The following is a 10,436-nucleotide window of genomic DNA, read 5'->3' on the forward strand; positions in this document are numbered from 1 at the left end:
GGGCGGTCGGGGTTCAGTCCTGGACCGGCTCCAGAATCGCCACGCACTCGAAGTGGTGCGTCATCGGGAACAGGTCGAAGGCCCGCAGCGAGACCGGCCGGTAGCCGCCCTCGTGGAAGAAGCCCAGGTCGCGGGCGAGCGCGGCCGGGTCGCAGGCCACGTACGCGATCCGGCGGGCCCGCAGCCCGGTCAGGTGCCGGACCGTCTCGCGACCTGCCCCCGCGCGCGGCGGGTCGAGCACGATCAGGTCGGTGGAGGTGATCCCGGTGCGCGGCAGCAGGGTCTCCACCTTGTCGCACTCGATCCGGACGTTCTCCAGCTCGGCCAGGTTGTGCCGGGCGTCGGTCACCGCCTGCTTGCTCGACTCGATGCCCAGCACCGCGCCGTCCTCGCCGACCCGGTCGGCCAGCGCGCCGGCGAACAGGCCCACCCCGCAGTACAGGTCGAGCGCGTTCTCGCCCCACTGCGGGTCGAGCCCGGACAGCACCGCGTCCACCAGGGTGTCCGGCGCCTCGGGGTGGATCTGCCAGAAGCCGCCCTCGCTGACCCGCCAGGTCCGCCCGACCGCCCGCTCGCGGACGAAGGTCCGCCCGTGCACCCGGTGGAACAGCCCCTGCTCGTCGATCCGGGAGATCGAGACCGGCTTCTCCAGCTCGACCAGCGGCAACTGCTCGCCGGGCAGCGGACGCAGGATCACCTGACGGTCCGAGGAACCGGTGGCGGCGATCGCCTCCACCGAGGCCAGGCCGGTCCAGTCGCGCGCCTCGATGCCCAACTCGGTCACCCCGGGGGCGGCGATCAGGCAGCGGTCGATCAGCTCGACCTCGTGCGAGCGGTGCCGGCGCAGGCCGACCTCGCCGGTCTCCGGGTCCACCGCGTACTGCACCCGGGTCCGCCAGGCCGGCACCTCACCGGCCGGCAGCTTGCCGCCGACCGGCTCGACGCTGCCGTCCCAGCCGGCCTGCTCCGGGGTCAGCCCGGCCAGCTTGGCCAGCTGCTCGGTGAGCACCTGCGCCTTGAGCTTGCGCTGCCCGCCGGGGGTGACATGCTGCCAGTCGCAGCCGCCGCAGCGGCCCGGGCCGGCGAACGGGCAGGGCGGCGCGATCCGGTCCTTGGCCGGTTCCAGCACCTCCACGGCGTCGGCCCGCAGGAAGCGCGACTTGGTGGTGCCCTCGGTGACCTGGGCGATCACCCGCTCGCCGGGCAGTGCGTGCCGCACGAAGAGCACCCGGCCCTCGTGCCGCGCCACGCAGTGGCCGCCGCCGTGCGCCACCGGGCCGACCTCGACCTCGTAGCGCTCGCCGACCAGCGGGTCGCCGCCGGGGCCCTTGGGCACGGCCGGCACCGCCGGGCGCGCCGCCCGGGCGGGCTTGCCGCCGCGCCCGGCCCGCGCGGCCTTGGCCTTCGCCGGCTTCGCGCCGCCCGCGGCCTGCCCGGCCTTCGCCGGGACGGCCGGACGGGCCGGCTCCCCCGCCGAAGGCCGCTCGCCCGGCACCACGGGAGCGGTGTCGGCCGTGTAGCCCTCACGGTCGGTGGCGGCCGGCCGGGCCGGGCGGGCCGACCAGCGCGGCCGGCCGACCTGCCCGACCTTGCCGGCCGCGCCCTTGCGCGGCTGTCCGGACTTGCCCGAGGAACGGGGCGGGGTGTTGCGGCTCACGTAACGGTGTCCTTGCTGGGCTCAGCGGCGGTCTCGACGGAACCCGACGGTACCGTGCCCGGCCGCGGTTCGCCGCGCCGCACGGCACCGGGGGCCGAGAAGGCCCCCGGCGAGCGGCGCCGCGCCGAGGACTCCAGCTGCCAGGGCACCGAGGTCACCATCACCCCCGGCCTGAACAGCAGCCGCCCCTTGAGCCGCAGCGCGCTCTGGTTGTGCAGCAGGTGCTCGTACCAGTGGCCCACCACGTACTCCGGGATGTACACGCTGACCACCTCGCGCGGGCTGGACCGGCGCAGGTTCCTGACGTGGTCCAGCACCGGCCCGGTGATCTCCCGGTACGGCGACTCCAGCACCCGCAGCGGCACGTCGATCCCGCGCGCCGCCCACTCCTCGCGCAGCGCCCGGGTGTCCGCCGGGTCCACGTCGACGGTGACCGCCTCCAGCTCGTGCGCCTGGACCAGCCGCGCGTAGGCCAGCGCCCGCAGGGCCGGCTTGTGCAGCTTGGAGACCAGCACGATGGCGTGGATCCGGCTCGGCGGCGCGCTGTCCTCCGGCTCCTCGGCCGCGGCCAGCTCGGCGGAGACCCGGTCGTAGTGCCGCCGGACCCCCTTCATCAGCACGAACAGCACGCACATGGTGGCGATCGCGATCCAGGCGTGGCCGATCTTGGTGACCAGCACGACGATCAGCACCGCCACGGTCATCACCAGCCCGAAGGTGTTGATCGCCCGGGAGCGTTGCATCCGGCGCCTCGCCCGGGGATCGGTCTCGGTGCGCAGCAGCCGGGTCCAGTGCCGGATCATGCCGGACTGGCTCATGTTGAACGAGACGAAGACGCCCACGATGTACAGCTGGATCAGCCGGTTCGGGTCCGCGCCGAACGCCACGACGAAGACCACGGCCACCGTGGCGAGCAGGATGATCCCGTTGGAGAAGGCCAGCCGGTCGCCGCGGGTGTGCAGCTGGCGCGGCAGGTAGCGGTCCTGGGCGAGGATCGAGCCGAGCACCGGGAACCCGTTGAAGGCGGTGTTGGCGGCGAGCACCAGTATCAAACCGGTGACCCCGGCGATGAAGTAGAAGCCGGGCGTGAAGTCCGCGAAGACCGCCTCGCTGATCTGGGCCAGCGCGGTCTTCTGGTGGTAGCCGGCGGGGGCGCCGAGCAGTTGCCGGGCCGGGTCCTCGGCCATCTGGGTGTGGGTCAGGTGGGCCAGGTAGATGATCCCCATGAACATGGTGACCGCGATGGCCGCCATCATCAGCAGGGTGCTCGCGGCGTTCCGGCTCTTGGGATGGCGGAAGGCCGGCACGCCGTTGCTGATCGCCTCGACGCCGGTGAGCGCCGCGCAGCCCGAGGAGAACGCCCTGAGCAACAGGAAGACCATCGCGAACCCGGTGACCGTCTCGTTGCCCGGGGTCGGCCGGAGGTGGAACCCGGCGCTCTCGGCCGGCATCGGGGCGCCGAGCACCAGGTGCCGGAACAGCCCGTAGAGCACCATGCCGATGATCCCGACCATGAAGGCGTAGGTGGGAACCGCGAACGCGGTGCCGGACTCCCGCACCCCGCGCAGGTTCATCCCCATCAGCAGCACCACCAACGTGATGCTGAGTGCCATCTCGTGCCCGCGCAGCGCCGGCACCGCCGAGACCACGTTCGCCACGCCCGAGGTGGTGGAGACCGCCACGGTGAGCACGTAGTCGACCATCAGCGCGCTGGCCACCACCAGACCCGCGTTGGGCCCGTGGTTGACCGTCGCGACCTCGTAGTCGCCGCCCCCGCTCGGGTAGGCGTGCACGTTCTGCCGGTAGGAGGCGACCACCGCCAGCATCACGACCGCGACCACCACCCCGATCTGCCAGGAGAAGTGGATCGCCGACACCCCGGCCAGCGAGAGGGTGAGCAGGATCTCCTCCGGGGCGTAGGCCACCGAGGAGAGCGCGTCGGAGGCGAACACGGGGAGCGCGACGCGCTTGGGCAGCAGCGTCTCGCCGAGTCTGTCGCTGCGCAGCGCGCGGCCGATCAGGATGCGCTTCGGTACGTCGGTCAGATTGGGCACGTCAAGGAATCGTAAGGGCTATTGACATTCGACTCACGATGGGTTCCGCTCTCCCATCGAGACTGCGCGAGACTGCGTTCGACGGACCCGCTAGCGTGTCGGTTGAACAAGTTGCGGGCAACACTCCGGTTGCCGAACCGTCACCCGTCCGGGGCGGCGGTGCGAACCCTCCCCCCGGGCCGGGGGCACGGAAAGGTGATCAACGGTGTTTGCGCAGGTCAAGTCCCCAACGGATCGGGTGAGGTAGCGGCACCGTGCACATCGTCATCATGGGCTGTGGGCGGGTCGGTTCCGCCCTGGCCAGAGCACTGGAGAAGCAGGGCCACTCGGTGGCCGTGGTCGACCAGGACCCCACGGCGTTCCGCCGGCTCGGGGCCGGCTTCGGCGGCCGGCGGATCACCGGCGTCGGCTTCGACCAGGACACCCTGCGCGAGGCCGGCATCGAGGAGGCGGGCGCCTTCGCCGCGGTGAGCAGCGGTGACAACTCGAACATCATCGCGGCCCGGGTGGCCCGCGAGAACTTCGGCGTCGAGCACGTCGCGGCCCGGATCTACGACCCCCGCCGGGCCGAGGTCTACCAGCGCCTGGGCATTCCGACGGTGGCAACGGTCCGCTGGACGGCCGACCAGATGCTGCGCCGGCTGCTGCCGAGCGGCGCCGAGCCGCTCTGGCAGGACCCGAGCGGGACGGTGCAGCTCGCCGAGGTGCCGTTCGCGGCCGGCTGGGTCGGGCACCGGGTTTCCACCCTGGAGGAGGCGTCGGGTACGCGGGTGGCGTTCGTCACCCGACTGGGTGAGGGCGTGCTGCCGACTCCCCAGATGGTGCTGCAGGAAGGCGATCTGGTGCAGGTGATGCTGCGCCGCGCGGATCTGGCGGCGGTCGAGGCCGTGTTCGCCAAGGGCCCGGAGGAGGGTCACTGATGCGGGTGGCAATTGCGGGAGCGGGCGCGGTCGGCCGGTCGATCGCGGGTGAGCTGCTGGAGAACGGCCACGAGGTGCTGCTCGTGGACAAGAACCCGGGCTCCATCTCGGTGGAGCGGGTCCCGATGGCGGAGTGGCTGCTGGCCGACGCCTGCGAGATCACCTCGCTGGACGAGGCGGCTCTGCAGCGCTGCCACGTGGTGATCGCGGCGACCGGCGACGACAAGGTCAACCTGGTGGTCTCGCTGCTGGCGAAGACCGAGTACGGGGTGCCCCGGGTGGTCGCCCGGGTCAACAACCCGAAGAACGAGTGGCTCTTCAACGAGTCCTGGGGCGTCGACGTCGCGGTCTCCACGCCGCGGCTGATGTCCGCGCTGGTCGAGGAGGCGGTCAGCGTCGGCGACCTGGTCCGGCTGATGCGCTTCAGCCAGGGCAACGCCAACCTGGTCGAGCTGACCCTGGCCGGCGACGCCGGGCTGGTCGGCACCCGGGTCGGCGACGTCAGCTGGCCGGCCGACACCTCGCTGGTGACGATCATCCGCGAGGGCCGGGTGCTGGTGCCGACCAAGGACGACACCCTGGAGGGCGGCGACGAGCTGCTCTTCGTGGCCGTGCAGGAGCGCGAGGAGGAGCTGGAGAACCTGCTCTCGGCGGGTGCCAGCGCCAACTAGCACGAAGAACCGGGCCCGTACCCCGAGGGGTACGGGCCCGGTTGCTATGCGGGCTCCTCCTCCGCCTTGATCGGCGGCGGCGCGGTGATCAGGATCCGCCAGGTCACGTACATCGCCAGCAGCATCGGCGGGATGCCGAGCGCCACCTTCAGCCAGCCCAGCAGCGTGACGTTGCCCGTGAAGTAGAGCGGGAAGAGGATCAGCGGCTTGATGCCCATGATCACCACCCAGGCCCAGGTGGCCTTGGTGTACGCGGCCAGCCGGCCCGGGTTCTGGGTCCGCCAGGTGAACATCTCCCCCGTCACCGGGCCCAGCGTCACCCCGATCAACGGCCAGCGGACCAGCGCGGAGACGGCCAGCACGATGCAGTAGCCCACGTTGTAGAGCAGGCCCGGCAGGTAGAAGTTCTCCGCCTTGCCGGTCTTCATCGAGATGTACGCGCCGATCGCGACCCCGAAGACGCCGCCGAAGGCGTGCTGGATGGTCTCCCGGCGCAGCAGCCGCAGCACCACGAAGATCGCGCTCAGCCCGAGTGCGGCCCAGGCCGCGTCCGCGACCCGGTGGGTGATGTTGAAGGTGAGGATGAAGACCAGACCCGGCAGGGTCATGTCGATCATCCCGCGGACTCCACCGAAGGCCTTGATCACCGAATCGGCGGCCTCCCGGGAGGCCGCCGCCTCCCGGGCCGCCACCTCCTCCGGGGTCTCGGCGACCAGCTCCTGGACAGGCGTTGGCGAGGCGGCGCGGTCGCCGCCGGGCGGATTGGTCACTGTCAGTCGCTCCCCTGTCCCACCGGACGCAGCTCGTAGCGAGGGTTGAACAGCACGCGGCGCCCGCGTGCGTGGCTGATCCGGCCGCTGGCGACGAGCCGGCGGCCCGGCTCTATGCCCGCGATCGAGCGGCGGCCGAGCCAGACCACGTCCAGGGCCTCGGTGCCGTCGAAGAGTTCGGCCTCCAGTGCGGGCACCCCGGCTCGCGGCCGGAGCGTCACGGTCCGCAGGGTGCCCGCGACGGTGACCTCCTGGCGGTCCCCGCAGGAGGCTATCGGCGTGCAGCCGGCGCCCTCGGAGTCATGGCGCAGCTCTTCCGCCTGGAGCTCCTCCGAGCTGGAGGTCAGCCGGCTGAACATCCGCCGCAGTCGGCCCTGCGGCTGGTCGCTGCTGTTACCACTCATGCCGGAAGGGTACCGGTTGGGACCCCCGCGGTGTCGGGCCCGGAGCGGACCGGGTCAGGGTTCGAAGCGGTAGCCCATGCCCGGTTCGGTGATGAAGTGGCGCGGGTGCGAGGGGTCGGTCTCCAGCTTGCGGCGCAGCTGGGCCAGGTAGACCCGCAGGTAGTTGGTCTCGGTCCGGTAGGCCGGACCCCAGACCTCCTGGAGCAGCTGGGTCTGGCTGACCAGCCGGCCGGCGTTGCGGACCAGCACCTCCAGCAGGTGCCACTCGGTCGGGGTGAGCCGGACGTCGGCGCCGTCCCGGTTGACCTTCTTGGCCGCCAGGTCCACGGTGAAGCCCTCGGTGGTCACCAGCGAGTCGTCCTCGCCGCTCACCGGCTCGGCCCGGCGCACCGCGGCACGCATCCGGGCGAGCAGCTCGTCCATCCCGAACGGTTTGGTGACGTAGTCGTCCGCGCCGGCGTCCAGCGCCTCGACCTTCTCGTCCGAGGCGTGCCGGGCGGAGAGCACGATGATCGGGACCCGGGTCCAGCCGCGCAGGCCCTTGATCACCTCCACCCCGTCCATGTCCGGCAGGCCCAGGTCGAGCACCACCACGTCGGGATGCCGGGCGGCGGCCAGCTCCAGCGCGCTCGCGCCGTCGTGGGCCGCGTCCACCTCGTACTTGCGGGCCTTGAGGTTGATCACCAGGGCGCGGACGATCTGCGGTTCGTCGTCCACGACGAGGACCCGGGTCATGCGTGCTCCGCCTTTCGGGGGGCCAGAGAGGAGGTCAACGGGGGTGGCTCGGGCGCCTCGGGTTCGGGCGGCCGCTCCACGGCGGGCAGCGAGACCACCATGGTCAGCCCGCCACCCGGGGTGTCCTCGGCCGCCAGCGTGCCGCCCATCGCCTCGACGAAGCCGCGGGCCACCGCCAGGCCGAGCCCCACCCCGGCGCCGCGCGGGGCGTCGCCGTAGCGCTGGAAGGGCGCGAAGATCTTCTCCTTGGCCTCCTCCGGCACCCCGGGCCCGCGGTCGACCACCCGCAGCTCGACCCGGCCCGGACCGGACGGCGGCTCCAACGCGTCGGCCTTGACCAACACCCGCACCCCCGGCGGACTGTACTTCACGGCGTTCTCGATCAGGTTGGCCAGCGCCCGCTCCAACAGGCCGGCGTCGGCCGGGACCATCGGCAGGGTCTCCGGCACCTCCAGCCGCACCGACTCCAGCGGGACCCCGCCGAGCGCGACCGGCACCACCTCGTCCAGGTCCACCTCCTGGATCAGCGGGGTGACCGTGCCGGTCTGCAGCCGGCTCATGTCCAACAGGTTGTTGATCAGGTGGTCCAGCCGGTCCGCGCCGGCCTCGATGCCGGCCAGCAGCTCGGCCTCGTCGGCCGGGGTCCACTCGACGTCCTCGGCGCGCAGCGAGCTGACCGCGGCCTTGATCCCGGCCAGCGGGGTGCGCAGGTCGTGCGAGACGGCGGCCAGCAGGGCGGTCCGGATCCGGTTGCCCTCGGCCTGGCGGCGGGCCGCGGCGGCCTCCTTGGCCAGCCGGCGGCGCTCCAGCAGCACGGCCGCCTGAGCGGCGAAGGCGCCCAGCAGCCTGCGGTCCTCGGCCGGCAGCACCCTGCCGACCAGCACCAGCGCCAGGTTCTCGCCGACCGGCACGTCGGTGTCGGCCTGGTCCGGCCGGTCCGGCGGCTCCGCGCCGCTGGCGGCCACGCAGCTCCACGGCGCGTGCTCGTCGGCGCGCTCCAGCAGCGCAACCGAGTCCTGCTGGAAGGTCTCCCGGACCTGGTCGAGCAGGGCCAGCACCCCCTCGCCGGTCGGCGCGCGCAGCACGGTGCCGGCCAGCGCGCTCAGCGTCTGCGCCTCGGCCCGGCTGCGGGCCGCCTCGTGGCTGCGCCGGGCCGCGGTGTCGACCACGGTGGCGACCGAGATGCCGACCGCGGTGAAGATCGCGACCGCCAGGATGTTCTGCGGGTCGGTGATGGTCAGGGTGTGGATCGGCGGCGTGAAGTAGTAGTTCAGCACGGTGGAGCCGACCAGCGCCGAGGCGATCGCCGGGAGCAGCCCGCCGACCAGCGCCGCGAGGACCGTCACCGACAGGAAGAGCAGCATGTCGGTGGAGAGCACCAGCCGGTTCAGGCTGATCAGCAGCAGCGTGAGCAGCGGCGGCCCGGCCACCCCGATCAGCCAGCCGGCGACCGTGCGGACCCGGCCGAGGTCGGTGATCCGGCGGATCGGGAGCTTGCGGCGCCCGTACGCGGCCTGCTCGTGGGTGACGATGTGCACGTCGATGTCGCCCGAGTCGCGGGCCACCGTGGCGCCCACACCGGGGCCGTAGATGTACTGCCAGCCCTTGCGCCGGCTGGAACCGAGCACCACCTGGGTGGCGTTGACCCCGCGTGCGAAGTCCAGCAGGGCCTGCGCCGGGTCGTCGCCCAGCACGGTGTGGAAGCTGCCGCCCAGGCTCTCCACCAGGGCCCGCTGCTCGATCAGGGTCTGCGGCGAGGCGTCGCCGGCCAGGCCGTCGGAGCGCGAGATGTGCACGGCCAGCAGTTCGCTGCCGGAGCCCTTGGCGGCGATCCGGGCCGCCCGGCGGATCAGCGTGGCGCCCTCCGGGCCGCCGGTCAGGCCGACCACGATCCGCTCGCGGGCCTGCCAGGTGTTCTCTATGCCCTGCTCGGCGCGGTAGCGCTGGAGGTACTCGTCGACCCGGTCGGCGGTCCACAGCAGCGCCAGCTCGCGCAGCGCGGTGAGGTTGCCGGGGCGGAAGTAGTGCGAGAGCGCGGCGTCGACCTTCTCCGGGGCGTACACGTTGCCGTGCGCCAGCCGGCGGCGCAGCGCCTCCGGGGACATGTCCACCAGTTCGAGCTGGTCCGCCCGGCGCACCACGTCGTCCGGCACGGTCTCCTGCTGGCGGATCCCCGTGATGCCCTCGACCACGTCGCCCAGCGACTCCAGGTGCTGGATGTTGACGGTGGAGATGACGTCGATCCCGGCCGCCAGCAGCTCCTCGACGTCCTGCCAGCGCTTCTGGTTGCGGCAGCCGGGGACGTTGGTGTGCGCCAACTCGTCCACCAGCGCCACCTGCGGACGCCGGGCCAGCAGCGCGTCCAGGTCCAGCTCGGTGAACTCGGCCCCCCGGTACGACATGGTCCGGCGCGGGACGGCCTCCAGACCGTGCAGCAGCTCGGCGGTCCGCTCCCGCCCGTGGTGCTCGACGAACCCGACCACCACGTCGGTGCCGCGCCCGAGCCTCCGATGGGCCTCGCAGAGCATGGCGTAGGTCTTCCCCACCCCAGGGGCGGCCCCGAGGTAGATCCGCAGCCTTCCGCGTGCCATGCGTCCCATTCTTGATCGAGTCCGGCCCGGGGGCCACCCCCGGACAACTGTTCGCGCTGTCGAGACTACGGGGTGAGGCCCCTCCCACCTTCGATCGGGCTGGTCAAAGCGGAGATTTAGCAGCATCTTGACGCCCTGTCCCGGCGTGGCCCGACTCTTCCGACGACCGTTTCACGCTGTCGCCACCGGGCTGGGAGCATCGGGCGGGGAGCATCGGGCGGGGGCGGTGCTGCGCCGCGTGCTGGCAGGCGGGCCACTGGCCCGGAGCGCGATCGGGCAGGCCACCGGGCTCAGCCTGGCCGCGGTCTCCCGGCAGCTGTGGGTCCGAGCGGCCACCAGCGCGGTCACGCCCTCGCTGCGGACCGCCGCGCGCGGGTAGCTGCACCACCGACCAGCCGGTATTCGAGTCCAGCTGCCCGGTCGGCGCATTCGGGTCCGGAAATGCGAGAAGCCCCTCCCGGTCTCCCGGAAGGGGCTTCTCTGAAAAATTGTTCGGCGGCGTCCTACTCTCCCACAGGGTCCCCCCTGCAGTACCATCAGCGCTGTAAGGCTTAGCTTCCGGGTTCGGAATGTAACCGGGCGTTTCCCTCACGCTATGACCACCGAAACACTATGAAACTATCCAACCGGAGTT

9 protein-coding genes and 1 rRNA gene are annotated in these 10,436 nt (G+C 72.3%); 3 read left to right on the forward strand and 7 right to left on the reverse strand.

The genetic code is table 11. From position 1 onward, the window contains the following. Positions 1–13 precede the first annotated feature (13 nt). Positions 14–1,336, reverse strand: a complete 1,323-nt coding sequence (locus tag ACIGXM_RS24595; RefSeq protein WP_396564337.1) for a class I SAM-dependent RNA methyltransferase — start codon at positions 1,334–1,336, stop codon at positions 14–16. 317 nt (positions 1,337–1,653) lie between these two features. Next, positions 1,654–3,711 (reverse strand): APC family permease, encoded by a 2,058-nt coding sequence (locus tag ACIGXM_RS24600; RefSeq protein ID WP_396564308.1) that lies wholly within the window; start codon positions 3,709–3,711, stop codon positions 1,654–1,656. Between the two features lie 254 nt (positions 3,712–3,965). Here ACIGXM_RS24600 and ACIGXM_RS24605 point away from each other — a divergent pair, with 254 nt between their 5' ends. Both ACIGXM_RS24605 and ACIGXM_RS24610 read left to right on the forward strand, forming a co-directional pair. Then, positions 3,966–4,631, forward strand: coding sequence for a potassium channel family protein (locus ACIGXM_RS24605; RefSeq protein ID WP_396564309.1), 666 nt, complete (start codon positions 3,966–3,968; stop codon positions 4,629–4,631). After that, positions 4,631–5,302 carry a potassium channel family protein gene (locus tag ACIGXM_RS24610; RefSeq protein WP_396564311.1) on the forward strand — a complete coding sequence of 224 codons (672 nt, stop codon included), beginning with the start codon at positions 4,631–4,633 and terminating at the stop codon, positions 5,300–5,302. The genes ACIGXM_RS24605 and ACIGXM_RS24610 overlap by 1 nt, the downstream gene beginning before the upstream one ends. A 44-nt stretch (positions 5,303–5,346) precedes the next feature. Here the strand turns inward: ACIGXM_RS24610 and ACIGXM_RS24615 are convergent, their stop codons facing one another. From ACIGXM_RS24615 to ACIGXM_RS24630, 4 genes are read right to left on the reverse strand one after another with little or no spacing between them, the layout of a single operon-like run. After that, complete coding sequence (locus ACIGXM_RS24615) at positions 5,347–6,072, reverse strand: DUF3159 domain-containing protein (protein ID WP_396564313.1); 726 nt, start codon at positions 6,070–6,072, stop codon at positions 5,347–5,349. Positions 6,073–6,074: 2 nt separating this feature from the next. Then, entirely contained in the window at positions 6,075–6,476 is a 402-nt protein-coding gene (locus ACIGXM_RS24620; protein WP_396564315.1) for an OB-fold nucleic acid binding domain-containing protein, read from the reverse strand. A 54-nt stretch (positions 6,477–6,530) separates the two neighbouring features. After that, the gene (locus ACIGXM_RS24625; protein WP_396564317.1) at positions 6,531–7,211 is read right to left on the reverse strand and encodes a response regulator; all 681 of its coding nucleotides are present in this window, start codon (positions 7,209–7,211) and stop codon (positions 6,531–6,533) included. Beyond that, positions 7,208–9,802 carry an ATP-binding protein gene (locus ACIGXM_RS24630; RefSeq protein WP_396564319.1) on the reverse strand — a complete coding sequence of 865 codons (2,595 nt, stop codon included), beginning with the start codon at positions 9,800–9,802 and terminating at the stop codon, positions 7,208–7,210. The genes ACIGXM_RS24625 and ACIGXM_RS24630 overlap by 4 nt, the downstream gene beginning before the upstream one ends. Before the next feature lie 226 nt (positions 9,803–10,028). Here ACIGXM_RS24630 and ACIGXM_RS24635 point away from each other — a divergent pair, with 226 nt between their 5' ends. After that, a complete protein-coding gene (locus ACIGXM_RS24635; RefSeq protein WP_396564321.1) occupies positions 10,029–10,181 on the forward strand; it encodes a hypothetical protein in 153 nt (50 codons plus the stop codon). Positions 10,182–10,292: 111 nt separating this feature from the next. On the opposite strand, the gene rrf is transcribed toward ACIGXM_RS24635, so the two are convergent. After that, positions 10,293–10,409: ribosomal RNA gene (rrf, locus tag ACIGXM_RS24640) — 5S ribosomal RNA — on the reverse strand. Between the last annotated feature and the right edge of the window lie 27 nt (positions 10,410–10,436).

It is taken from the genome of Kitasatospora sp. NPDC052896 (assembly GCF_044547075.1).
Classification (GTDB): domain Bacteria; phylum Actinomycetota; class Actinomycetes; order Streptomycetales; family Streptomycetaceae; genus Kitasatospora.